This window comes from Bacilli bacterium (assembly GCA_036381315.1).
Lineage (GTDB): Bacteria > Bacillota > Bacilli > Paenibacillales > KCTC-25726 > DASVDB01.
In genome coordinates, this window is sequence record DASVDB010000124.1 from 1 (window position 1) to 24,476 (window position 24,476).

Consider the following 24,476-nt stretch of genomic DNA (forward strand, 5'->3'; position numbering starts at 1 on the left):
ATTTCGCGGCATTTAATAGAGGAAAAAAAAGCGCGCAGTTCGATTTGCAAAATCCGCATGACCGCAAGCAAGTGCATAAGCTTGCGCTGGCGGCCGACGTCATCGTGGAAAATATTCGCGTCGGTTCGCTTTCGAAATACGGCCTGGGAGCGGAAGATTTGCTGAAAGAAAATCCTCGCTTGATCTATGTATCCATTCGCGGCTACACGGAGCAATCGCCGCGGGCGCTCGATCCGGGATTGGAAGTGATTTTGGAAGCGGAATCCGGCCTCATGTCGATCACAGGCCCCGGTGAAGGGGGAAACCCGGTGCGCCTGGGTGTCGCCGCCATCGACATGATGACGAGCATGCAGGCCGTAGGTTGCGTGTACAGCGCGCTATATCAGCGGGAAAAAAGCGGCCGCGGAGGGCATTTTTCCGTCAGCCTCGAGGAAACGGCGGCGCTCATGATGACGCATCCCTGGCTTATGTATCTGTTGGGCAAGACTGAATATAAGCCGTCGGGCACGGAGCATCCGAATATCGCGCCGTATGAAGTGTTTCCGACCAAAGACGCTCCGTTGATGCTGGGCGCGATTGACGACAACCAATTTGCGCGCCTTGCCAGGGCGCTAAACTGCGAGGAATGGCTGAGCCGTCCCGAATGGGCGACCAACGGCAGCCGGGTGGCCAACCGGAAAAGCTTGCATCAGGCCATTGCGCGGAAGCTTGCCGACAATACCGCCGAGCATTGGCGGAATTTGCTCGCGGAATTGAAACTGCCCGTCGGTATTGTCGAATCGGTGGCTTCCGCCGCAACAAAGTGGGCAAACGGCAACGCCCCGCGGCTAAGCGCGCATCATCCGACGCTCGGACCGATCATATGGCCGGTTTCGCCATGGCGCCCGCAGGGCGGAGATATCGCGCCGCCGCCGATTTTGGGCGCCGCGACGGAAGAAGTGTTGAACGATTGGCTGCGGGAAAAGAAGTAAAGCGTAAGCAGCGTTATCCGATATAAGGGGGAACATGCGCCTGAATTTCCGAAACGGCGGTTTTTCGGAAATTCAGGCGCATGTATGTTTTTACGCGCAAGTTTATTTATCAGAAAAAATTATTAATTTTATAAAAACTTTATCATCGCTTTTTTGGCGAATTCCTGCGATAATCATATGCATAAATAGAATTAAGTGCATCAGAATTGTCGGAATTGATTTTGGTGCCAGGTGGGGTGGACAAATTTGGTGCTTCAGGTGACGAACAGTCCTTTCAGTCAAGAGCAGACGGAGCTTCTGAATCGTTTGCTGCCTTCGCTTACGCAAATGCAGCGCATGTGGTTGAGCGGCTACCTTTCCGCCGATGTGGCAAACGTCGAAACGTTGGCGCCGCTAACGGCTGCGCCCATGGAAGCTCTGTCAATTTCCGCGCCGGCTGCATCCAGGGAAATAACCGTTCTTTACGGATCGCAAACCGGCAACTGCCGGAAGCTGGCCAAAAAGCTGGTCGATTTGCTGCAGGAGCGCGGCTTTCGGGCTGCGCAATCATCGATGCTTGATTTTAAAACGAATACGCTCAAAAAAGTGCAAACGTTGCTGGTCATTGTCAGCACGCACGGCGAGGGCGAGCCGCCGGACGACGCATTGTCCTTCTACGAGTTTTTGCACAGCAAGCGCGCGCCGCAATTGGATGGGTTGCCGTTTTCCGTGCTGGCGTTAGGCGACACTTCCTACGAATTTTTTTGCCAAGCCGGTAAAGATTTTGACAAGCGCCTTGCCGAACTGGGAGGCAAACGCCTTGCTCCGCGCGTTGATTGCGACGCCGACTTTGAGGAGGCGGCGGCGGAGTGGATGCGGCAAGTGCTTGCCGCCCTTGGCGGTCCGTCGGCAAATCCCGCACCGGTCAAGGCCGGCGGGACAACAGCCGCGGGAACCGTGCAAACGGTCTATTCAAAAGCGAACCCGTTTCCGGCAGCGGTATTGGAAAATCTGAATCTGAACGGCCGCGGCTCGGACAAAATAACCCGGCATCTCGAGCTTTCGCTGGAAGGCGCCAATCTGCAATATGAACCGGGCGATTGCCTGGGCATTTATCCGGAAAATCATCCCGGACTTGTGGAAGATCTCATGCAAGCGATGGGCTGGAATCCGGAAGAGGCGGTCCCGCTCGGCAAAAACGGCGCGATCGGCAGCTTGCGCGACGCGCTCTTGCGCCATTATGAAATTACGGTAGCGACAAAACCGCTGCTTGAGCAAATCGCGAAGCTTTCCGCAAACAAGAAACTGAAAGAACTGCTGTCGGCAGGCCGTGAAGAGGAGCTCAGAAGCTATTTGCGCGACCGCGATTTGCTGGATTTGGCGCAAGATTTCGGATTGCGCGGAATACCGGCAAAAGAGTTCGTAACCGTTTTGCGGAAATTGCCCGCCCGCCTTTATTCCATCTCCAGCAGCCCCTTGGCGTATCCTGACGAGGTTCATCTCACGATTCGGGCGGTGGCCTACGAAGCCCACGGGCGGAGGCGGTACGGCGTCTGCTCGACTTATGTCGCCGAGCGGGTGCAGATTGGCGACACGCTTCCCGTCTATGTGCATCAGAACCCGAATTTCCGGCTGCCGCAAAATCTGGACACGCCCATCATCATGATTGGGCCGGGCACCGGGGTTGCGCCGTTTCGGGCTTTTCTCGGGGAACGGGAGGAGCTTGGCGCGAAGGGGAAAACGTGGCTGTTCTTTGGCGACCGGCATTTTTCCACGGATTTCCTCTACCAGACCGAGTGGCAGCGCTGGCTGAAGGAGGGCGTTTTGACGCGCATGGATGTGGCGTTTTCCCGCGATACGGAGCAAAAAGTTTACGTCCAGCACCGCATGCTGGAGAAGAGCAGAGAGCTGTTTCAATGGCTGGAGGACGGGGCGCATTTGTATGTGTGCGGCGACGAAAAGAAGATGGCGCATGACGTCCACGCCACGCTCGTGGATGTGCTTGGCAAAGAAGGCGGGTTGACCGCGGAGCAAGCAGCGGAATATCTCGCGACGATGCAGCGGGAAAAACGCTACCAACGCGACGTTTACTGATCTTTTTGACAAATCCGGCGAATGGAGATGATACGATGTCAGACAACAATCTGCTTTCCCCAAACAGCGAGCCGTTCAGCGATGTTGAGCGAATCAAACAGGAAAGCAATTATTTGCGGGGCACTTTGGCCGAATCATTCGAGGACAGAATTACCGGCGCGATCAGCCATGACGATATCCGGCTGATGAAATTTCACGGAAGTTATTTGCAGGATAACCGGGATCTCCGCAATGAACGCGCCAAACAGAAGCTGGAGCCGGCATACCAGTTTATGCTGCGCGTGCGGGCCGCCGGCGGCGTCGTAACGCCCGGGCAGTGGCTGACGCTCGACAGTCTTGCGCAAGCTTACGCCGGGAACACGATCCGGTTGACGACCCGGCAGTCTTTTCAATTTCACGGCATCATTAAATGGAACATGAAACATGTCATCAAAACGATCAACGAAGCGCTATTGAGCACGCTTGCCGCCTGCGGAGACGTGAACCGCAACGTCATGTGCAATCCGAACCCGTACCAATCGGAAATCCATGGAGAAGTGTACGAATGGGCGAAAAAGTTGGCCAGTCATTTCAATCCGCGCACCAGGGCTTACCACGAAATATGGCTGGACGACAAAAAGGTGGTGGATACCCGCGAGGAGGAAGAGGAAGAGCCGATTTACGGCAAATTGTATTTGCCGCGCAAATTCAAGATCGGCATCGCCGTGCCGCCGGCCAACGAGGTGGATGTTTTTTCCCAGGACCTGGGGCTGATCGCCATTCAGGAAAACGGCAAGCTGCAAGGATTCAACGTGGCTGTTGGCGGCGGCATGGGCATGACCCACGGCGACCCGCTGACGTATCCGCAAGTGGCGCGCGTGATCGGCTTCGTCAAGCCGGAGCAGTTGCTTGAAATGGCGGAAAAAACGGTGACAATCCAGCGGGATTACGGAGACCGCTCGGTGCGCAAGCATGCCCGCTTCAAATATACGATTGACGACCGCGGCATCGAATGGTTTATCGATGAGCTGCACAAACGCCTGGAATGGAAGCTGGAAGAAGCGCGGCCGTACCATTTTGATCATAACGGCGACCGTTACGGCTGGGTGAAGGGTACGAACGGCAAATGGCATTTTACGCTGTTTATTCAAAACGGCCGAATCATCGATTCGGAAAACTATCCGCTTATGACCGGATTGCGGGAAATCGCCAAAGTGCATACCGGGGATTTTCGCCTTACGCCTAATCAGAACCTGATTATCGGCAATGTTGACAATAGGAACAAGAAAAAAATCGAAGAATTGATTAAAACCTACGGATTAACCGACGGCAAGAACTATACCGCATTGCGGCGAAACTCCATGTCATGCGTGGCGCTGCCGACGTGCGGTTTGGCGATGGCGGAATCGGAGCGCTATTTGCCCTCGCTTTTGGATAAAATCGAACCGATATTGGACGAAGCGGGTTTGCGCGACGAGGAAATCGTCATCCGCATGACCGGCTGCCCGAACGGCTGCGCTCGTCCGGCGCTCGCGGAATTGGCGTTCATCGGCAAGGCTCCGGGCAAATACAATATGTATTTGGGCGGCGGCTTTGCCGGGCAGCGGCTGAACAAGCTGTATCGGGAAAATATCGGCGAGGCGGAGATTTTGGCGGAATTGCGCCCGATTTTGCTTCGATACGCGAAGGAGCGGAAGGTCGGCGAGCATTTCGGCGATTTTTGCATCCGCGCGGGATATGTGAAAGAAGTCCGTTCGGGACTTGATTTTCGCGATTGAAACTTCTTGCGCAAAATTAAAAACGGTGCGGCGCCTCTCTGCACAACGCTCATGCGCAACGCTAGCGGTCGCCGCAGAGGCTAAGCGCTAAAACTGGGGGGCGCCTCACCGCACAACGCTATCGTTAAGCCTTACCGCACAACCCACCCGCCAGCGCATCGCAAGCGTTCCTCCTGCATATTCCTCCTCGCCAAGCACTAACGGACGCAGCAGAGGCTATTTGCCGAAAAAAGGCGGTGCAAAAATTTTAACGGACGCTTGAGCGGCTATTCGTCTTATTTTAGCCTGAATACCGCACAAAGTGCTAAATTAAGCGCGCCTACGATCGTTAAATTTGAAAACCGGACGTAAAACCGAAAATAGCCTCTGTCACGTACGTTAGAAACGAAAAGCGGGCAATTTGCGCCAAATAAACTCTTCCGCGACCGTTAAAGGCTGCAAGCCGGCAAACCGGCCGAGTATCTGTTGGCGAGCTTTAGGTGGCTTTAGGCACAGATTGCTTTTCCGCGAGACTCTTGCCTGAACAGTCGGCTTTCAGCCGCTGCCAGAAACCTACCGGCTTTAGCCGGTTGCCGTTTAGTTTCTATACGCCGAGGATAGACTTGCCCGCCCACCTGTTCGCCTGCCCGCCAGCTTGATTGTCTGTTTCCGCCGATTACCCGTCTGCCTGCCTGTTCCTGGCGGCCAGCTTTCGGCAGCGCATTGACAATGCCTGTTGGCGCTATGGGCTACGCCATAACGGCAAAAATGCGGATATAGCGCCCCATGTGAAGCGAACCAGCGCCTATAACGGCAAAAATGCGGATATAGCGCCCAATGGCTGATATAGCGCCCCATGCATGCGGGAAATCCTCCTGTATAAATGGCGGAAAAACCGTTTATCTGATCTTATGTCGGAAAAACTCCCGTATAATTTCGCCGTTTTTCAGCTATTAGCGGTTTTCAGAGAATTATGCGGGAGGTTTTCCTGCATAATTTCATTTTTGCGTAAATTTGCCGAAAATAACGGGAGGTTTTCCCGCATACGGTCGAGGCGCACCCATTCACCCGGTTACCGATAGCGGATCGGACGTAAAAATTTCGGCAACAAAAAACCAGCCTGCAAATGTCCCAAACAGGGCAATGCAGGCTGGATAACATGCTGCGCCGCTTTCGCGCAGGCGCGCTTTGTTGCGCTACCGTTAGGCGGCGCTTACGTTTCCAACCGGGACCAGGGAATCGTATTTTCAAGAATCACGGCTATAATAATGCCGACTAGCATCCCATTGGAAAGAATCGTGTGCATAAAACCGGGAATGTCGGCAAAACTGCCGCTTGGCGTTGCCTGTATGGCAAGGCCCACCAGCGTCGGCAAGGCGATCCGGAAAATGCTCTTGAAATTGAAGCGCATTCCCTCGATATTGCCTAAAGCGGAGCCGAATAGCTGCAAGTAGGCGACGAATAACACGGCGTCGCCTACGCTGAGCGGCAGCGTGGAGAAGAAACTTACGACTTGCGGAACGCAGCCAAGCACGGCGAACAAAACCGCGCCGATGATAAACGGCGCCCGTTCGTACAAGCGGGTTGTCCGCAAAAACCCGATCGAAGACGTATAGGGAGCGTACGGGACAAGGGCAAAAATGCCCGAGAATACGGTAAAGATCCCCGACCATATAAACGATCGGCGATATGCTCCGTCATTGATCGACATGTTAAAAACCGGTTCCGCCGCCCTGAATGTCGCAACAGCGTTGGAAGTATTGATCAGTCCCGTACATACGCCCGCGGCAAGGATGCCGAAATCGAAAGATGGCTTGCCCCAGACGAACATTTCCGTCATATCGGTGAAACGGGGGATAACGATTTTGGCCGCGCTGCCAAACAGGAGAACATACGCCACCCAACCAATTACGATGCCGATCAGGATGGAAAAATTGCTCAAGCTTCCCCGCCCGGCAATGGTCAAGATGGACACCGCAATAACCAGAAAAACGGAAAGCAAGGCGACCGGACCTTGCACTTTTCCAGTGCTCGTTATACCCGTCATTCCCGCGAAGAAAATATCTATTAACTGGGAGGCGAGCAAAAATAAAAGAACCGCCATCACAATCGGCGTAAACCATTTTTTAAGCATTCGGTGCAGGCCAAACGTGCCGAATAAAATGATGGCGGCCCCGCCCGCCATGATTCCGACGGAGAGACTGCCGCCCACTTCGACAATGGATTTCCCCGAGGATATTCCCAACGAGGCAATGCTCAGAATGACGCCCCACCACAGGCCGGTTTGCCCTTCCATCAAGGGAAGGCGATGGCCGAACAAGGCCTGCATCAGGCAGGCCAATCCCGTAAAAACAAACGAGCGGGCCATGCTGCCGCTGATCTCAATAGGCGATAGTTGATAGGCCTCCCCCACCGACAATGGAATAACAACGGTATTCGCGAATAAAAAACTTAGCCATTGCAAGCTGGCCAAGGTTGTTTTCGTTGTTTCCTTCAGCTTGTACAAAGAGGTTGGTGCTCCTTTCTTTTTGCTTTACAATGTTTATAAAAGCACTTTTCGACATGTAAATAAAGTAGTATTTTAAAAAAAGAGGTTTTCTTGAAAACGGCCGGATGAGCGATGCCGGGCCAAAAGTCTGCGGAACTTGTCAAGAGCGGCCATTCGGGGGCGAATAGCCGCTTTATAAAGGAGAGAGTATGCCGTGCCAACTTCACATGAACTGGAAAAAGCCGCCGCGATCAAAGATCGGCTGATTGCGTTTCGCCGGGAATTGCATCAATATCCCGAGCTTTCGATGGCCGAATATGAGACGACCGCCCGAATCAAGAGATGGGTGCAGGAGATCGGTCTTACCGTCGTAAAGATCGATACCCCGGTCGGCGTCGTGGCCGAAGTAATCGGAGCGAAGCCCGGACCGACGATTGCGCTGCGCGCCGATATCGACGCGCTGCCGGTAACCGAGGAAACCGGTTATCCGTTTGCTTCACAAATTCCTGGGCGGATGCACGCCTGCGGCCATGATTTTCATACGGCAGCCATGCTCGGCGCGGCGATTCTGCTGCAAGAACAGGCGGCGGAAATGAGCGGCCGCATCCGCTTTATTTTTCAACCCGGTGAAGAACAGGCGGTCGGCGCCCGCGCCTTGATTGATGCCGGGGCCCTGCAAGGCGTCAAAGCGATCCTCGGCATGCATAACAAACCCGATCTGCCGGTCGGAACGATCGGCTTGCGCCCGGGGCCGCTCATGGCCAATGTGGATAAATTCGCCTTGCGGATTATCGGCAAAGGCGGGCATGCGGCCATCCCGGACAGCGCAGTCGATCCCATAACGGCTGCGGCGGGCGTGATCAGCGGCCTGCAAGCCGTGATCAGCCGCAATATCAGCCCGCTGGATCAAGCGGTTATCAGTGTTTGTCATATGCAAGCCGGCTCTATCTGGAATGTGATACCCGATGAGGCGTTTTTGGAAGGAACCGTCCGCACCTTTCTTGCGGCGACAAGAGCAAAAGTATCGGAGATGATGGCCCGTACTGCCCAGGGAATCGCCGCCGGATATGGCGCCAAAGCCGAATTTGTCTGGACTTCCTGCCTGCCTTGCGTCAACAATGACGCCCGGTTGATCGAGTTGATGGCGGCGGCGGCGACAGAAGTCGGCCTGCGCGTGGAAGAAGCGCGGCAATCGCTGGGAGGCGAAGATTTTGCCCTGTATCAGGAACAGGTGCCGGGTTGTTATATCTGGATGGGAACAAGCGGGACGGAAGAATGGCACCATCCCCGCTTTACGCTGAATGAAGATGCCTTGCCGTTAAGCGCAGCCTTGTTTGCCGTGGCCGGCCAATCGGCACTGCGTTTGTTTGAACGTCAATGATGCGCCAAATATCGCGGCCAGACAGGAAAATAAACAGTTTGCCGTCTTTATCGGCAATCTGGCCGCGAGCGTCAAGGTATTTCGCCCTATTTCGACATATTTTGCGGTTTGACTAATTCGGAGTTATCCGATAGGATATACCCAAAATGTCATTTTCGACATTTATCATGCTTGGTCATGTGAAAAGAGGTGAATAGACTGCAGTTTTATTTCGATCATCTGGTTCACCTTGTGAACGATCCCGATCGATGTGTCGACGAGCTGCGGCAGCGCGGCATCAGCGCAATGCGGGGAGGTCGGCATGAGCGGTGGGGAACCTATAACTCTTTATGTTATTTTGATCTCAGCTATATTGAGTTTTTGGGCGTTGATCATCCCGATTTGGCTTTAACCGTAACCGATAATGATTTGGCCAGGCAAGCGGCAGCGGATCTTCCGGAAAATGAAGGGCTGGCGCGGATCGGGATCAGGAGTTATAATATCGGACAAGCAGCGGAGCGGGCGCAGGCGCTCGGTTATCAGGTGACGGGGCCTTTTGCCGGCAGCCGGACGCGAACGGACGGAACCGTTTTGCGCTGGAAAATGTTTTTTATCCGCGACGGCGCAAGCGGGCTGCGAATGCCTTTTTTCATTCAATGGGAACATACGGATAAACAAAGGCAAAACGATTTGCGGCGGCAGGGGATGATCAAAGATCATCCGTTGGGGCGGCTCAGGTTGGAATATGTGGCCATTTCCGTCCGCAACCCGCAGCAGTCCGCCGCCGCTTGGGGCAAACTGCTCGGCATGGAACCCGAACCGCCGTATTATGATGCAACCTTGCAGGCAATATGCCGCGCCCTGCCGCTTCCGGGCGGCCGGTTACTTTTTTTAACGCCTTCGGAAAACGATAGCGGCGCCGACATACTGCGCAAATACGGCGAACGCCCGTATCTGGTATGTATCAGCGGCGCGTCCAAAGAAGAGACATGGAAGCTGCGAGGAGCAATCTATCAGTTGAAAAAAGAAAAGGGGATATCTCAACGATGAACAGAGCGAAAAAAATAATTTTGACCGGAGCTTTAACCGTCGCCATGGCGTTTGCCGCCGTCGGTTGCGGAGCTTCCGGAAACGTGCAAGATGATACGGGAGCCGCTAACAGCGGCGATAGCAATGGCGACATTACGATTGCGGTAGCCGGACCGATGACCGGGGACGGCGCGCAGTACGGCAAGGCTTTCAAGGAAGGCGCCGAATTGGCGGTTGAGCAGTTCAATGCCGCCGGGGGGTACAACGGCAGGAAGGTGAAAGTGATTTACGGCGACGACAAGAACGATCCGAAAGAAGCGGCGAATGTTGCGCAAAACCTTTCATCCAACAAAGATGTCGTTGCGGTTATCGGCCACTGGAGCAGCTCGGCAACCTTTGCCGGAATCCCGATTTACCAGCGCAACCAGGTTCCGATGCTGGCGCCTACGGCTTCAACGCCCAGCATTACAAAGCCGGAAACAACATGGATCTTCCGCAGCACCAACACGCAGGATACGGAAGGAAAGAACCTGGCGGACTACGCCGTCAACAAATTAAACAAGAAAAAAATTGCGGTTCTCTACTTAAACTCCGACTGGGGCAAAGCCAATGCCGAATTCTTCAAAACGAATGTCGAAAAGCTGGGCGGTACGATCGTTTCCTACGAATCATACCCGTCGGGCCAAAATCTTGATTACTCGGCTTCGCTGACCAAAGTGAAGGGCTTAAACCCGGACTTGCTGTACATCGGCAGCACTTACAGCGACGGCGTTCTGATTATCAAACAAGCGAAAGCGATGAATCTGAACATTCCGATCATGGGGCCGACGACGCTCGCCTCCGACGGCTTCCTGCAAGCCAAAGACGCGGTCGAAGGGGTCTATTTGGATTCCGCCTTTTTCCCGCAGTCGGACAGGCCGGAAGTGCAGAAATTTGTTTCCGAATTCCAGCAAAAATATAACCACATACCCGGTACGTTCAATGCTTTGTGCTATGATGCAACCAATATCGTGTTGGAAAGCATCAAACGCGGCGGCCCGACGCGTCAGGGAATTCGCGATGCCATGGCCAAAATCGCCAATTTCCCGGTTGTTACGGGGACGGTTACTTTCAACGAAATTCGCAGCGACAACAATAAAACGTATTCCGACCTGGTGGTCAAGGACGGCAAGTTTGTACTTTTCCATTAAAACGGAACGAAAGACATCAACCAATCTCACCTAACCGGAGATAGACCAATGATATTGTTTGAGCAGTTGATTAACGGATTGGCGTTGGGCGGAGTTTACTCCCTCATCGCCCTGGGATTTACTTTGATCTTTGGCGTTCTGCGTTTGTTCCACATCTCCCACGGGGACGTCTTTATGTTCACGGGTTACATCGTCATCACGATTGTGGCGTTCGCCCGCTTGCCGCTTGCCGCCGCCCTGTTGATCGGGGTCGTGCTGGCAGCCTTGTTGGGAATTGTGGTGGAGCGGGTCGCGTTCAAACCGTACCGCAAATCGGACGAAATTATCCCGTTGATCAGCGGTATCGGCGTTTCGTTGACGCTGGAAAATCTGGCGATGCTGATCTGGGGACCGGAACAAAAGAGCTTCAAGCTTGGCGGAGATTTGGGCAGCGTAGACTTCGGTTCCGTGCATATCGCGGGGATTCGCCTCATTATTCTCGCCGCCTGTCTCCTCATCATGATTTTGTTCAATTACTGGTTGTTTCGCACCCGTACCGGGCGCGCCATCCGGGCGACGGCGGCGGATCCGGAAACGGCCAGCATGATGGGGATCAAGCCGGAGTTGGTGATTATGATTACGTTTGCTGTCGGCTCGTCGCTGGCCGGCGCGGCAACCGTGCTGGTCGGCGCATTGTACGGCGCCATTTATCCCACGCTTGGGTTCACGATGGGCATGAAAGCTTTCGCCGCTTCGATTCTCGGGGGCCTGGGCAGCATGACCGGGGCGATTGTGGGCGGCATGACTTTGGGCATTCTCGAAGTTTTCACCGCCGGATATATCAACATCGCTTATCAGGACTCGATCGCCATGGCGATTTTGATTCTTGTGCTGCTTTTGCGGCCGAACGGGATTCTGGGCAAGTCAGTTGAGGAGAAATTATGAGAAAAATGTGGATTGGAGCCGGTTTGTTGCTGCTCATCTGTTTTCCTTTTTTTGTTCATGATTTGTACATCGTGCGGATTGCGGTGATCGCGGGAATTTATGCGATACTGGCTTTAAGCCTGGGACTTATTGTCGGGAAAATCCGCCTGGTCTCCGCCGGTCATGCCGCCTTTTTCGGAATCGGCGCGTATACTTCGGCAATCTTGACAACCAGGCTGGAACTGCCGTTTTTGGCCGGTTTTGCGGCTGCCGCGGTGCTTGCCGGCTTCATCGGATATTTGCTGGCTTTTCCGATCTTGCGCCTGAAAGGGCATTATTTGGCGATGGCGACGCTGGCGTTCGGCATTATCGTGCAAATGGTGATGCTGAATTGGGAAGGACTGACGAATGGGCCGAACGGAATTCCCGGCATCCCGTTCGCGTCCTTGTTCGGCTATGTCCTGGACAGCGACCGGAAGATGTATGGGTTTGTCGCTTTTCTGCTGGTTGCGCTGCTGCTCTTTTTGCGGCGGTTGTATCAATCGTCGCTCGGCCGCACGCTGGACTATATTCGGGAAGACGAAATCGCCGCGCAAGCTTTGGGCATTCGTGTCAGGCGTTACAAAACGCTTGGCTTCACCCTCTCGGCCGCGCTGGCTGGTCTCTCGGGGAGCCTGTTTGCCCACTATATGGCCTTTATCAATTATGATTCCTTCAATCCGATGGAGTCGTTTATGGTTTTGGCCATGGTTGTCGTGGGCGGAATGTCCACGCTGCTCGGCCCTGTGCTGGGAGCGGTGCTGTTGACGGCAATACCCGAGATATTGCGGTCGCTCGCCGATTACCGAATGCTGATTTACGGCCTGGTTTTGATCATCGTCCTCTATTTTCGCCCGCAAGGAATTTTGGGTGTCCGCAAAGCTGACGGAAAAGAAAGGAATGCCGAATGACAGAGGTGGACGGGTTGACGGACAAACTGTTGACAGGAACGCGCTTAAGCAAATATTTTGGCGGTGTCAAAGCTGTCGATGACATCGATTTTTCGTTGCGGGAAGGGGAACTGGTCGGCCTGATCGGTCCGAACGGGGCAGGGAAATCGACCGTTTTTAACTTGTTAAGCGGGGCGATTGCGCCGTCGCACGGCACCATCCATATCCGCGGCGTCGATATGACCGGAAAGAAATTGTTTCAGTTTGCGGAAAAAGGCGTCGCCCGAACTTTTCAAAATATCCGGCTGTTTAAAGGAATGACCGTATTTGACAACGTGTTGGCCGGTTTTCACCGGGAATTGGATACCGGTTTTTTGCACAGCATTGCAAACTTTTCCTCTTCCCGCAAAAAAGAGCAATTAGCCAGGGCCAAGGCGGAAGAGCTGCTGCGCGCTTTCGGGCTTTACGCGCACCGGAACAAACTTGCCACCCACCTTTCCTACGGCGACCAACGCCGTGTGGAAATTGCCCGGGCGCTTGCCGCAAATCCGCAAATCCTGTTGCTGGATGAGCCGGCCGCCGGCATGAACGCTTACGAGGGGCAAGAGCTGGTAAAGCTGATCGGCGACGTTTGGCGAAACTATCATTTGTCGATCGTATTGGTCGAACATGACATGGAAGTCGTTATGAATCTGTGCCAAACGATTTACGTAATGGATAGCGGCAGACTGATTTTTCACGGAACGCCGGAAGCGGTCAGACAAAGCAAGGTTGTTCGCGAAGCCTACCTTGGAGGCGATCTGGATGCTTGAATTGCAAGATGTTTCGCTTGCGTATGATTCCGGCGACGTCGTCCGCCATGTCAACATGGAAGTGCGAAAAGGGGAAATTGTCGGATTGATCGGTTCAAACGGCGCCGGCAAAACGACGATCATGAAATGCATTTCCGGTCTGGTGCGGGTGAAGGACGGCAAGGGCGCGATTTTTTACAACGGGCAAAACGTGACGAATTTTTCTCCCGATCGCATCCTGAAACTCGGGATTAGCCATGTGCCGGAGGGGCGGCGGATTTTTTCCGACCTCACGGTTGAGGAAAATTTGTATTTGGGCGGCTACCGCCATGGCCGGGCGGATCTTTCGGGTGACTTCGCAAAAGTATACAAATTGTTCCCCATCCTGCAGGAACGCAAAAAGCAGCGGGCCGGCAATTTAAGCGGAGGCGAACAGCAGATGCTGGCGCTTGGCCGGGCGCTGATGTCGCGCCCTGACTTTCTGATCTTGGACGAACCTTCCCTGGGGCTGGCGCCGCTAATGGTCAAGACAGTTTTTCAGCTGATCCGGGAAATTCACGCTGCCGGGGTAACGGTCCTGCTGGTCGAGCAAAATGTGGACCTGGCGCTGAAGTATGTGGACCGCGCGTATATTATACAATCGGGACTAATCGTGCTCGAGGGCAGTCCGGATACGATCATGAGCTCCGGCGACATTATGGAAGCGTATCTTGGTCGGACAAGCCGCGAGAAGCAATAGGAAATATGGATAGCAGCAGAAAGCCGCTCGCAAAAACGAGCGGCTTTCTGCTGCTATTTAAAGTTGGGGAGCAAGTGCCGGCTTGGAATATTTATTGAACTGCGCCAACTCAGTTCAATTATTGTACTTTTATAATCTGCCACTGTTGATTATATCCCCCGTTATCCTGCCATTGCAGGATATTACCGCCGTCCGCGGTCGATAATCCTTCTACGTCTGCCACCTTGCCGCTGTTGCGGTTGACAAGCTTATAATAGCCGTTGCCGATGTCGGAAATTTGCCACTGCTGGCCGCTGCTGCCGTTGTCCGTCCATTGCAGAATATTCGCTCCGTTCGCAGTCGAATTCCCGTCAACAGCCATTGCCTTGCCGCTATTTCGGTTGATCAGCTTGTAATAACCGCCGCCGGCATCGACAATCCGCCACTGCTGGTTATATCCGCCATGGTTGGACCATTGCAGGATATTTGCCCCGTCGGAGTATGAACCGCCCTCGACATCCGCCACCTTGCCGCTGTTGCGATTAACAAGCATGTAATAGGCATTTGGATCCCAGGTGCCGCCTGTACCGTCGCCGTTATCGCTGCCGCCGACCAGGTAAATGTTCGGAACGGGGGGAGGCGCCATTCCTTCGCCAAGGAAGAAGGATGTATGCGGCGGCTGATTATAGGCGACATTCTGCCAGGCAACGCCCAGGCGATAAACCGGATCGTGCATCAAAGTGTAAATCCGGTAATTTGTGACGGCAGTAGTGGTGTAAATTCGCAGGGCAGAGCTGTCTTGCGTCCGCCACACGGCTTCTTCCCGCCAGTCGCCCAAGATGTCGGCCTGCAGGCTGGGCGTTCCTTTCGTACCGTTGTTGGAATATGCTCCGTTTGCTGTCAACAACGTATTGGTTCGTTGGTTGGCGTAATCCCATTTGCTGATCGTGCCGACCCCCGAACTATGATCGAGCAGTTCGCGGAGCAGATCCCCATCCCACCAAATACCGAAGTTAATGGATGAAGGTGTCGAACTGCTAAGCTTTGTCCCGTCGATTGTATAAAGCCCAACACCATTCGATGCCCAGACCTCTTCGCCGGGATGCCTGGGATCGATATCCGCCGCCATACCGCGGCCTGTATCGCCGTTACCCGTAACCCTCCATATAACATGGCCGTTCGCCGCATCCCAAACGGCTGCGCCATATGGGCTGTTTTCCAGAACCTTAAACACTTCCAGTCCGGCTCTATTCGGGTTCAGATCACCGAAATGCATGGCATCGCCATGTCCAAGGCCCGTGTTATACAAACCGGCGCCATTATCATCGACAGTCATCGCTCCGTAGACAATCTCGTCTTTGCCGTCGCCATCCGCATCGCCGATGCTCAGATTGTGATTTCCCTGCCCCGCATATGAGGAATAGCCGGAATTGTTGCTGTCGAATTTCCACAGTTTCGTCAACTGGCCGTTGCGCCAGTTGTAGGCCGTAAGTACGGTACGGGTGTAATAACCGCGCGCCATAATCAAGCTCGGCCTTGTTCCATCCAGATAAGCGATACCGGCCAAAAACCGATCGACACGATTCCCGTAGCAGTCGCCCCAATCGCAAACTTTACCCCTGGGCGGATCATAGTTTACGGTAGCCATGGCCGCTCCGGTTTGTCCGTTGAAAATCGACAAGTACTCGGGGCCGCTCAAAATATAACCGCTGGAGTTCCGGTAATCGGCACTCGCATTGCCGATGACGGCGCCTTTTCCGTCCACGGTGCCGTCTGCAGTTTTCATCGCGACTTCGGCTTTGCCGTCGCCGTCCAGATCATACACCATGAATTGGGTATAATGCGCGCCGGCGCGAATGTTTCTGCCCAGATTGATCCGCCACAGGCGGGTCCCGTCCAGTTTATAAGCATCTACATATACATTCCCGGTATAGCCGGATTGCGAGTTATCTTTCGAATTGGAAGGGTCCCATTTCAGTACAATTTCGTATTTTCCGTCGCCGTCCAGATCACCGACACTGGCATCATTGGCATTGTAGGTATAGTTTACGCCGTCCGGCGTTGTCCCGCCCGCCGGTTTTTGCAGCGGAACAGTCAGATAATTGGTTCCCCATACATTGACTGCCTCCGACGGCGCTTGCTCCGTCCCGTTTATTACCGGGCGCACAACATACGTGGAATTTGCCGTGCCGCCGGTGTCCAGATAATTGGTGCTTGTCGTGATGGGTGATGAATTGATCTTGCTTCCGTTGCGGTAAAGGTTAAAACCTATGTTGCCGGGATCGTTGCCGAACATCCGCCAACTGACAAAGACGCCGTTCGTTACCTTGACGGCAATAAGCCCGCGATCCAGAAATTCCATCTGCCGCCCGGACGATGCCGCCGATGCTGCCTGCACGCCGGCCAACGCCGGATATTGCATCGTATAAATCGTATAATAGGATGCAATCAGAACAAGGCCAAGCAAAATTAAACATAATTGTTTCCATATGCGATTTGCATGCGTAATCATAAACTCATCTCCTTGTTTATTTTGGCTTCATTTCCGTCTTCGGGTCCTTTTCACCTCACACGAAATTGTTTTTCACCTTGTCCCAATCAAATTTTATGGCGGTAAAAATAACATAAAAACCACCCCCTAACACCTTATAAATATAGTATAATGTGGAAAATATTGATTTGTAAATCACGAAGAATGATGAAAAGTTTCGGCGTAGCTGTGAAAACCTTCATGAAGATTGCGGTAATTCAGATTATGTCGAACAGATTTCGTACGATACGTAATTTATGACATCGGAGGACATTTTCAAATGTCCTCCTTTAACATACGGGAGGGATATTGTGTTTCGTAGCTTTTGTTACTATTCTCATTATTTTAACTTCATGTACTCATAAAACGTTGACCACGAGTTACATTAATGGGCCATCCCTCTTCTTCGGCATCATCAAAGTCAATGGATTGTCTGTGCCCGATCATTAGTGCCAGCGCTGTCCCACCTGCTAAATATGCTTCTGGAATCGGTGATACTGCCAAGGGAAATTTCATCGCCCATATTCAATACCCGCTCAATGATAAAGTGACGATTTTCCTTGATATCCAGGGAGTGCAAATCTGTATCCCAGAACAGCCTTGTCACATCTTGTTGAACTCCGTGCAAATCCGACAATCTCCTCACCCAGCTTTATTTTCTATATTTTCGAGTGATATAACACACTTGCGATTGCCGTGGCGGCCTGCTTGCAGAATATAGTCCATCATTTGCATCACATACTGAAATGTCGACCGATTTGCGGAACAGCTAAACTGAAACTGTGAAAATGTTAATAAGACTGAAGAGGTGTCTGGTTATGGCTGTACAAAATGAAGTAAAAGTATGGGAGACGATAAAGACAATCCCCACTTATGGAATCGGCGCACCGGGTAAAAATCCGCTGTTTTTGGAAAAACGGGTGTACCAGGGCAGTTCGGGGAAAGTTTACCCGTATCCGGTGATCGACAAAATTGAAGTCGATAGCTCTGGCCCCCGCCTGATAATCATCACAGCATGTAACGACACTTCCTCATTCTTGCAACATTCATTTGCCTCTGCCATTCCTTCACTTAACTGTTGTATCGGCGGAATCGGCAAGATTTTTGCAAAAATGTGCTTTACAACTGTACGATCATGCTGCAAATCGTTTTCCGATTTTGGACGAACTCTCCATACTGCCGTTTCTTCATGCCGATATCGATGCTTGCAGGGGAAAAGAAATTTTCAATTTCAGCCCCTCGCCCGCTTTTGAATGAATGTCCAACTGGCCGTGCAGATCGAGGACACGGCTTTTCATCTGCAGCATGCCGACGCCGGTTTTGCCCGGCACCGGATCGGGAATTTGGTCAAAGCCGATGCCGTCGTCGCGATATTTGAGCTTGACCGTTCCGTCTTTTGCGGACAGTTCAATCGCCACTTTTGCGGCTTTGGCGTGCTTCTTCGCATTGCTGATCAGTTCTTGCACAATCCGAAACACATGGCGTTTCTGGTCAAGGTCGAGCTTTTCGATCTGACTTTTGTTGAATACGCGGAATTCGATTTCGCACGTTGCGGCGGCGTTTTCAAATTCCACTGTTTTTTCAATCGAATTGACCAAACCGGTAGTGCGCAGCAGATGGGGGTAAAGCTCAAAGCAGCTTTGCCGCAGATTGGTGTTGATGATTTCAATATATTCGGTCAACTTGTTCAGCTCGGATTGGTCTTCTTCGGTTAATGCGTATTTTTCCAGAAGCGCGGTCAGCTTGCGCTTCAAATACAAAAGATCCTGCATGGTCGTATCGTGCAGATCGTTGGCTATCCGTTGGCGCTCTTTTTCCTGCATTTCAAACATGGACTTGCGAAACCATAAAAATTCTTTGGCGGCCTGTTCATCGGGCGCCTGCGCGGCAAACTCGTGCAGTTTTGTCGTCAGCTTGCGGATCAAATACAAATTTTCCAGGCTGACGGACAAATATGTGATGATCAGGTTCAGCCAATCCAGTTCCTCCTTGACGAGCATCGTCTTCGCTTTCTTTTCGGAGACGATGAGGAAGCTGCTGTATTCTTCATGGTGGTTGATCGGGAATATGGTGCAACAATCGCAACTTTTTCGTCCTTCTTTGATATGCCTTTCGATTTTCCCATAATCAACTTCGCCGATGCCGATCGTTTCCAACTCTTCCGCAGACTGAAAGACGATCGCGCAGCCGTGCACCTGCAGCGTATTGACAATGTCCACCAACACAATCTCTTTAATTTCCCGAAAATTGGATATTGTCGCGAGATCGCGCGATATTTTCCCCAATGCCCGCTGCAAATAATACTTGCGCGGGAACATGACTTTATTCAATTTGGTCGTAATGTATTCAAGCGAATATAAAACGAACGTCCCCAATGTCACGGTAATGATGAACAGGATAACCAACCGGTCCACGGAAATGGTTGGAGCGAGCAGAGCCGCTGCGATGGCGACTGTGACGGCGCTGGGAATGATGGCGATCATAACGGTAAACAGGATGCGTCTGACCACGTTTGGAATATCATACAACCGATTCGTCGCCATCAAATAAGTGAAGGATAACGGGAAAAAGAGGATAAGCCAGGAAAAATCCAAAAAGCCGATCGATATTTGTTTGAATAATAGTTGCGCCAAAATGTTCAAAACAACAAAGGGGACAAAGGAAATAAACAAGGTAACCCAAATCGTTTTGATAATAACGGAAATATACAGGTTTTCTTTACGATGTTTCCAAAACAGGTAGCTTAACAAGCCGAAGTTCCACAAAATTCCACCAATAAAATATGGGTAAGCAATAAAATAACTGATTTTGTAAATCAAATTTGCAGTCTGCGGTATGAAAAAGTTAAACAGAATTATGCTGATTATGGCGATAAAACCATATAAATATTTCAAACTGGAGGAGCCGAGATTGATGTTTGCTTTTTCCCGTAAAAAGACGATTAAAAAATGCTGGAAGACGGTTGGCGTCAACATGACAGTGGTTGCGATCAAAATTTTGCCCACAGCGTCTCCGCGCACAGATGCGCCCAGTCCGGTAAAGGCCAATCCGATGACAACAAACAAAAGCGCGAGATGCCTGGCGGAGGGGGAATTTTTTAGCTTTCGGAGCAACAATCCAGCCATGTAAAAACAAATAATCTCCGCAAAAATAATCATGACATTTTGACCATCATGGCCACGTTCATTGCTTAAATCCAGTTTCAATAATTGGCCGGCTTGCGAAACTGTGAGCGAATCGGTCTGTTCAACTTGCCTCCATTTTTTTACGGAAAAATGATCGAAAGGATCCTTGTCGTTGATTTTTAAGATGACGTCACCCGGTCGGATGCCAAGACGGTAACCGGCACCATCTCTGTCCAATTCAGATACTATCCATTCTTGGTTGGAAGACAGTTGCAATCTAATACCCATGAATGGATATCTAAACATTAAATATAAAAACCAGCACTGAATAAAAACAAACATGAATAAAAGTAGAATAAAAATTGTTCGTTTTAACATAAATTCTCTCCCTTTTTTAGAAATTTAATGATATAATGTCATTAAATTGTGATGAAGAGAGGTGATATAATGCAAGCTGTTTTGTATTCTCCTCAATTGCATCATGTCGTACGGAAAATGAAAGCCAAGAAAGAAAGCACTTACATTGCCAAGCTCTCGAACGAAGAAACGGTCGCGCTAACGAAAGTACTTAATTCCAAACAAAAAGGCAAACCGGAAATCAAAGAATATTGGTGGTAATTGTTTCTCCTTAATTTTACCAGAACAAAAAGAGGTTGCATATATTTTTAAAATATGCAACCTCTTTTTGCGGTTTTATGGCTTTTTCCACTTCTCTTACAACACCACCCTCTCTTCTAAATTTCTCCACAGGTGGTGCGCCTCTCTGGCAATGTGTTCCAACAAGTCCGGCGGTGACGTGGTGACGGCGGCGCATTGTTTGATCAGATCGTCCAATTCCAGCTTGAATGCTTCCAGGGCTTTGGCTTCTTGAATCACCATTTGGCTGAAGCCGTTTAAAGACGGTAACACCTCTTGGCGCGGAGGGCGTATCATGGTTCGGAGCGCGTTGGCTTGCAGGAATAAATTCTCGAATTTTTTCGTCATTTTTCTGACCCGGGCATGAAGTTCGTAATTTGACGCGTCCAAATAATGGCTGATATAACTGAGATGATCAGCCATTTGCCTTAACCAGAAGTAGCTTTCATGAATCATGGCGTCCGCCGGCGCAACCTTGCCGCCTGACTGCAGCAAATTAAACACGGACAGTGTCTCTTCGGCTTCCCGAATCATATGATCCAGAAGCGATTGCGGCGTGGAAATGATGACATTGCAGCGAAGGGCTCTATCCAATGTATACACGAGCAAGCTATGAAATTCGGGTACGGCTCGCTGCGCTTCGTGAATCAACGTCCCGGGATCGGCCGATTTTGTTTTTGTTTTTTCGAAAATGGCTCCCAAACGTTGCATGACATGCTGGTTCGCGCGGGCGAGTTCCCGTTCATAATGGCTTATTTCCCTGTCCAAAAAACGACTGTGATCAAAATTGTTCTGCACCCAAAACGCGATAATTCCATTGATATCCCGTTCATAATGATCTGTGTAGGGCATGGCGGCACAACCTCTTTCTTTTTTTATAACCCTTACTGCACATTATGGTTATTGGCTTGGTTAGGTTCCTGCCCACACAAAATGATTTTGTCCTCCTAAGTTTTATACTGATCGCATTGAATAACATAATTGATTGTTGAAGAAAATACTGAAAAAAAAAGATGACAAAACAGAAAAATGAGTGGACGCGGGATTAACGAAAAAGCCATCATCGCCGATTTATGATACAATAAAACGTAATTAGGCGATGGATGGTGTATGTATGCGAATCGGCAACTTGTTCGATTTTACCGAAAGCCACCGGTTTTACGCTTACCGCGGTTTTTCGCTTGACAGCTTTAGTTTGAAAATACTATATTCCATCTACCAGCCGATGATCGGCCCGGGAGCGGTCGGATTATACTGCACATTGTATTATTCGGTTCCCATGGACAAGCTGGGCTTTTCCGCGCCCGAACAGCAGCGCCGCCTGTTTTTGGCTCTCGGCATGGAAATGAACGAAACGGGCCGAAAGCGGCTGATTGAATTTTCTTCCCGTTTGGAAGCGGTCGGGCTGTTGCAAACTGTTCGCAAATACATAGCTGATTCCGACGAATTTGTTTACGAATACACGTTGCTTGCTCCGCTTATGCCGGATGAGTTTTTTCAAAACCAGCATTTGGTTATGCTGCTTCGCGACAAGCTGGGCAAGCATGCCGTATTGGCGCTGCGCAACGAGTTCGCCGCGGCATATCCGGCGGACCGCTTGCCGCCTTTGCAAGACAGCGGCGAGCAATTGACGGTGCCGTTTTACGATTTGTTTCGCTTAAACCTGAATTCCGTTGATGAGGAATTGGAGCAAACGCTGATGCAAATGGCGCCCGCGCGCGAAACAGCGCCCGCGCCGATCGGTACGTTTCGCGGTTTCAGCTTTGCCGAGTTGCTGATGCGCATACCCAGGCAGTCGGCAAACCGCCCCTATATTGAGGCGCTGCGCAATGACCCGGAAGGCTTTGCGGCGGTTAATTATACGGCGGCAAAATATATGCTGACATTGGCGGAAACGTGCCGACTGTTGGATGAGGACGGCATTTTTTCCCCGGACGGCGATTTGTGGGTGGAAGAATTGCAATATCGCGCCGCCCAACTGTTCAGGCAAAAACAAAAGCATGCGAGCGACCGGAATGTGGCGCTGGCCAAACTGGCGAAGCAGCCTGCGACCGGCAAAGATTCGCTCCTTCCGCAAAAACCGGTAGATCCCGCAAGCATCGTGGACGTGCCGCAAACGCTGCAAGGGAATATGACCGCCGAAAGCTACAGTTTATTTTTAAAAAACGCGCCGTATACGCAAGTTTTGGCGCTGTTTTTCCCCGGCGCGGTGCCGTCCCAAACATTAAAGCTGTTTGAGACGGTCGACTTTCATTTTAAGCTGCCGGAAGAAGTGATCAACGCGCTCATTCATTATTTGATGGCGAACCGCAAATCAATCGCCAAACCGTTTGTCGAGGCGATAGTTGCCAATTTGCTGAGCCAGCGGATTCATACATTCGAACAGGCCATCGCTTATTTTCGGGATATTGAGCAGGCGATTGGCAAGCGCAAGTCGGCCGCCCCATCGGGAAAAGGCCGCGCCAAGCAAAAGCCGAAGCTGCCGGTTGCTCCTGCCGATGAGCGTCCTCATCCCGTCAGCGAGGAGCGGCTTGATGAAATTAAAAAACTGGCGCTCAAGCTGAAAAGTAAGCCCGCGGACGAAAGGGGATCGTAATCCGTGAAATCGCTCGCTGAAATATTAAAACAATTTCCGGCTGCCGCATATGCGGGCAACATGGAGCAAAAAATCGCCCAAATTCTGAACGCTCCGGAAGTGAAAAAGCTGCGCGCCCAATACCCGGAATTGGACGAACAAATCCTTTTGCGCAATATCAACAAGCTTTATCAATATGTGACGGAGTATCGCAATTGCGCCAATTGCCCGGGGGTGGATCAATGCCCGAACGAGTTTCCCGGCCACTATACCCGCTTGTCCGTTGAGTTGGTCAATGGAGAGCCGCAGTTGGTCGAGCGCAAAGTAGCCTGCAAAAAATGGCTGGCGCATCAGGCGCGGGAAGCGGTGCGCAAACGCGTCCGCAGCTTTTATGTTGATGAGCGCGCGCTTGATGAGGGATGCAACATCGAAGAGATTGTGGAGATCGACCGCGACCGGGCGGAAGCCGTCGGCAAGATCATCTCCTATATGATTGCGACGAGGGATAACGGCTTGCAGCCAAAAGGATTGTTCCTGACGGGCGGCTTTGGCACGGGAAAAACGTTTCTGATGTGCTACATGCTGCACGAATTGGCCAAGTCGGGCTACTCCGGGGTCATTGTTTACACTCCCGAATTTGTCGAGGATTTAAAATCGATGTTTTCGGAGCCGCAAAAGCTGAAGGAAACGGTGGAATTGATGAAACAATGCGACTTGCTTGTTTTTGACGACATTGGCGCGGAAAACTTGAATCCGTGGGTAAGGGACCATGTGATCGGCTCGATTTTGAACTATCGGATGAACCGCAAACCGACATTTTACACGTCAAATTTCAACCTCGAGTTGTTGGAGCAGCATTTTTCCTTTACCAACAAGGAAGGGGAAGAAGAATACAAGGGGCGCAGGCTGATGGACCGCATCCGGCCGTATGTGGACGTGATCGAGGTCGCCGGTACAAACAAACGCGGAAACGTTTAAAAATCCTGTTAAAAAGCCGATCCTGTCAACGGATCGGTTTCTTTCGGTTCTAATGGTTCTGTTGGTAAACCTTTGCGATATCGGCTTACATGCTTATCTGTACGTGCTGATAATCGTGACAATAATCGTAACCACAATGATAAATATAAACATGCCGGCAAATCCGGTGGCCACATCCGCAAAGTCGTTACGCGGTTCCTCGTTGATATGCAATTCCGGATTGTTTTGTTCACTCATCGTATGTTCCTCCCCAAAATCATACGGACTATTTAAACGCCATAGCAGTAGTATAACCCAAAATGCCGTGCGATTGCAAAGGTCTTTTGGCGCATTGTCCATGCCGCCCGCGCAAACGATCGTAGTTGTCGCTGCTGTCTGCGCAAACGATCGTATTTGCCCCTGTGTCCGCGCAAACGTTTTGCCCCAGCCGGTTGCGTAAACGGC

Annotated in this window: 18 protein-coding genes; 13 read left to right on the forward strand and 5 right to left on the reverse strand. The window is 51.5% G+C overall.

The annotated features are described in order from the left end of the window. From VF260_09255 to cysI, 3 genes are all read left to right on the forward strand, one after another. Window positions 1–971, forward strand: a 971-nt coding sequence (locus VF260_09255; protein HEX7057364.1) for a CoA transferase, incomplete at its 5' end; no start/stop codon positions are given. Window positions 972–1,217: 246 nt separating this feature from the next. Next, entirely contained in the window at window positions 1,218–3,044 is a 1,827-nt protein-coding gene (locus tag VF260_09260) for an assimilatory sulfite reductase (NADPH) flavoprotein subunit (protein ID HEX7057365.1), read from the forward strand. 35 nt (window positions 3,045–3,079) lie between these two features. Further along, complete coding sequence (gene cysI, locus VF260_09265) at window positions 3,080–4,801, forward strand: assimilatory sulfite reductase (NADPH) hemoprotein subunit (GenBank protein ID HEX7057366.1); 1,722 nt, start codon at window positions 3,080–3,082, stop codon at window positions 4,799–4,801. Between the two features lie 1,192 nt (window positions 4,802–5,993). Here cysI and VF260_09270 read toward each other — a convergent pair. After that, window positions 5,994–7,286, reverse strand: a complete 1,293-nt coding sequence (locus VF260_09270; GenBank protein ID HEX7057367.1) for a uracil/xanthine transporter — start codon at window positions 7,284–7,286, stop codon at window positions 5,994–5,996. A gap of 196 nt (window positions 7,287–7,482) precedes the next feature. On the opposite strand from VF260_09270, the gene VF260_09275 reads away from it, so the two are divergent. The 7 genes from VF260_09275 (at window position 7,483) to VF260_09305 (ending at window position 14,209) form a co-directional block, all read left to right on the forward strand. Beyond that, complete coding sequence (locus tag VF260_09275) at window positions 7,483–8,649, forward strand: amidohydrolase (protein ID HEX7057368.1); 1,167 nt, start codon at window positions 7,483–7,485, stop codon at window positions 8,647–8,649. 189 nt (window positions 8,650–8,838) lie between these two features. After that, window positions 8,839–9,678 carry a VOC family protein gene (locus tag VF260_09280; protein ID HEX7057369.1) on the forward strand — a complete coding sequence of 280 codons (840 nt, stop codon included), beginning with the start codon at window positions 8,839–8,841 and terminating at the stop codon, window positions 9,676–9,678. Further along, window positions 9,675–10,847: an ABC transporter substrate-binding protein gene (locus VF260_09285; protein ID HEX7057370.1), complete on the forward strand. Its 1,173-nt coding sequence runs from the start codon at window positions 9,675–9,677 to the stop codon at window positions 10,845–10,847. Before VF260_09280 ends, VF260_09285 begins: the two co-directional genes overlap by 4 nt. Window positions 10,848–10,895: 48 nt before the next feature. Next, window positions 10,896–11,771 carry a branched-chain amino acid ABC transporter permease gene (locus VF260_09290; GenBank protein HEX7057371.1) on the forward strand — a complete coding sequence of 292 codons (876 nt, stop codon included), beginning with the start codon at window positions 10,896–10,898 and terminating at the stop codon, window positions 11,769–11,771. Further along, window positions 11,768–12,700 carry a branched-chain amino acid ABC transporter permease gene (locus VF260_09295; GenBank protein HEX7057372.1) on the forward strand — a complete coding sequence of 311 codons (933 nt, stop codon included), beginning with the start codon at window positions 11,768–11,770 and terminating at the stop codon, window positions 12,698–12,700. Before VF260_09290 ends, VF260_09295 begins: the two co-directional genes overlap by 4 nt. After that, window positions 12,697–13,491, forward strand: coding sequence for an ABC transporter ATP-binding protein (locus tag VF260_09300; protein HEX7057373.1), 795 nt, complete (start codon window positions 12,697–12,699; stop codon window positions 13,489–13,491). The genes VF260_09295 and VF260_09300 overlap by 4 nt, the downstream gene beginning before the upstream one ends. Continuing rightward, window positions 13,484–14,209: an ABC transporter ATP-binding protein gene (locus tag VF260_09305; protein HEX7057374.1), complete on the forward strand. Its 726-nt coding sequence runs from the start codon at window positions 13,484–13,486 to the stop codon at window positions 14,207–14,209. Before VF260_09300 ends, VF260_09305 begins: the two co-directional genes overlap by 8 nt. 118 nt (window positions 14,210–14,327) lie before the next feature. On the opposite strand, the gene VF260_09310 is transcribed toward VF260_09305, so the two are convergent. Together VF260_09310 and VF260_09315 are read right to left on the reverse strand one after the other, a co-directional pair. Beyond that, a complete protein-coding gene (locus VF260_09310; protein ID HEX7057375.1) occupies window positions 14,328–16,610 on the reverse strand; it encodes an RICIN domain-containing protein in 2,283 nt (760 codons plus the stop codon). 1,295 nt (window positions 16,611–17,905) lie between these two features. Continuing rightward, window positions 17,906–20,221, reverse strand: a complete 2,316-nt coding sequence (locus tag VF260_09315) for an ATP-binding protein (protein ID HEX7057376.1) — start codon at window positions 20,219–20,221, stop codon at window positions 17,906–17,908. Between the two features lie 69 nt (window positions 20,222–20,290). Between VF260_09315 and VF260_09320 the strand changes: the two genes are divergently transcribed. Further along, complete coding sequence (locus VF260_09320) at window positions 20,291–20,461, forward strand: hypothetical protein (protein HEX7057377.1); 171 nt, start codon at window positions 20,291–20,293, stop codon at window positions 20,459–20,461. A 96-nt stretch (window positions 20,462–20,557) separates the two neighbouring features. Here the strand turns inward: VF260_09320 and VF260_09325 are convergent, their stop codons facing one another. Further along, entirely contained in the window at window positions 20,558–21,331 is a 774-nt protein-coding gene (locus VF260_09325; GenBank protein HEX7057378.1) for a DUF2935 domain-containing protein, read from the reverse strand. Between the two features lie 262 nt (window positions 21,332–21,593). Here VF260_09325 and VF260_09330 point away from each other — a divergent pair, with 262 nt between their 5' ends. Continuing rightward, window positions 21,594–23,075 (forward strand): DnaD domain protein, encoded by a 1,482-nt coding sequence (locus VF260_09330; GenBank protein ID HEX7057379.1) that lies wholly within the window; start codon window positions 21,594–21,596, stop codon window positions 23,073–23,075. Window positions 23,076–23,078: 3 nt separating this feature from the next. Beyond that, window positions 23,079–24,032, forward strand: coding sequence for a primosomal protein DnaI (gene dnaI / locus VF260_09335; protein ID HEX7057380.1), 954 nt, complete (start codon window positions 23,079–23,081; stop codon window positions 24,030–24,032). 93 nt (window positions 24,033–24,125) lie between these two features. Here the strand turns inward: dnaI and VF260_09340 are convergent, their stop codons facing one another. Then, window positions 24,126–24,269, reverse strand: a complete 144-nt coding sequence (locus VF260_09340) for a YqzM family protein (GenBank protein HEX7057381.1) — start codon at window positions 24,267–24,269, stop codon at window positions 24,126–24,128. Between the last annotated feature and the right edge of the window lie 207 nt (window positions 24,270–24,476).

What these genes read in the sequence shown, in the direction of transcription:
- VF260_09310 (HEX7057375.1), bottom strand. Translation starts at nt 16,610, where the DNA reads ATGCAATATCCGGCGTTGGCCGGCGTGCAGGCAGCATCGGCGGCATCG.
- VF260_09305 (HEX7057374.1), top strand. Translation starts at nt 13,484, where the DNA reads ATGCTTGAATTGCAAGATGTTTCGCTTGCGTATGATTCCGGCGACGTC.
- VF260_09295 (HEX7057372.1), top strand. Translation starts at nt 11,768, where the DNA reads ATGAGAAAAATGTGGATTGGAGCCGGTTTGTTGCTGCTCATCTGTTTT.
- VF260_09300 (HEX7057373.1), top strand. Translation starts at nt 12,697, where the DNA reads ATGACAGAGGTGGACGGGTTGACGGACAAACTGTTGACAGGAACGCGC.
- VF260_09340 (HEX7057381.1), bottom strand. Translation starts at nt 24,269, where the DNA reads ATGAGTGAACAAAACAATCCGGAATTGCATATCAACGAGGAACCGCGT.
- VF260_09325 (HEX7057378.1), bottom strand. Translation starts at nt 21,331, where the DNA reads ATGCCCTACACAGATCATTATGAACGGGATATCAATGGAATTATCGCG.
- VF260_09320 (HEX7057377.1), top strand. Translation starts at nt 20,291, where the DNA reads ATGCAAGCTGTTTTGTATTCTCCTCAATTGCATCATGTCGTACGGAAA.
- VF260_09315 (HEX7057376.1), bottom strand. Translation starts at nt 20,221, where the DNA reads ATGTTAAAACGAACAATTTTTATTCTACTTTTATTCATGTTTGTTTTT.
- VF260_09285 (HEX7057370.1), top strand. Translation starts at nt 9,675, where the DNA reads ATGAACAGAGCGAAAAAAATAATTTTGACCGGAGCTTTAACCGTCGCC.
- cysI (HEX7057366.1), top strand. Translation starts at nt 3,080, where the DNA reads ATGTCAGACAACAATCTGCTTTCCCCAAACAGCGAGCCGTTCAGCGAT.
- VF260_09290 (HEX7057371.1), top strand. Translation starts at nt 10,896, where the DNA reads ATGATATTGTTTGAGCAGTTGATTAACGGATTGGCGTTGGGCGGAGTT.
- VF260_09330 (HEX7057379.1), top strand. Translation starts at nt 21,594, where the DNA reads ATGCGAATCGGCAACTTGTTCGATTTTACCGAAAGCCACCGGTTTTAC.